Raw genomic sequence first — 531 nt, forward strand, 5'->3', positions numbered from 1 at the left:
ATCCCGAGCAGCTCGCTCGTGCTCTCGAACTCGCCGCCACGGCGCTCGGCCCGATCGAGGTGCTCCAGTACAGCCCCGTTCCCCAAAGCGATTTCATGAAACCGGTTCTCGACACAAGCGCCGAAGACCTGCTGGCGCCCGTCGAGMAATCGATCTACGGCCCCGTCGCCGCCGTCCAGCAGGTCCTCCCCGGCATGCGCGGATCCGGACGCGGCACGGTTCTGCTCATCAACGGCGGCAGCGCCGTTCGTCCCGCAGTCGGCTACGCCGGCACCTCGATTGCGTTCGCCGCCGAAAGCGCCTACGGCGAGATGCTGCACACCGCGTTGGCTGAGGAGAACATCCACGTCTCGCAGTTCATCATCCCGGGCGCGATCGAAGCCGGTGACCCCACGAACGACCCAGCAGTAGTCGCGCGCACTCTCTGGGACATCCACACCAACCGCAGCGAGTACAGACACTTCACCAGAGCCATGTCTTGAGCAAAGCAGTCCTGGAGAGCAATGCCCACCTACGGAAAATCGTCGACAC

At 64.3% G+C, this 531-nt stretch carries 1 protein-coding gene; it reads left to right on the top strand.

Translation table 11 applies throughout. From position 1 onward, the window contains the following. On the top strand, positions 1-482 hold a 482-nt coding region (locus AC1U89_RS24625; RefSeq protein ID WP_479902234.1), incomplete at its 5' end, for an SDR family oxidoreductase. Positions 483-531 lie beyond the last annotated feature (49 nt).

Source organism: Caulobacter sp. 05T431 (assembly GCF_056665975.1).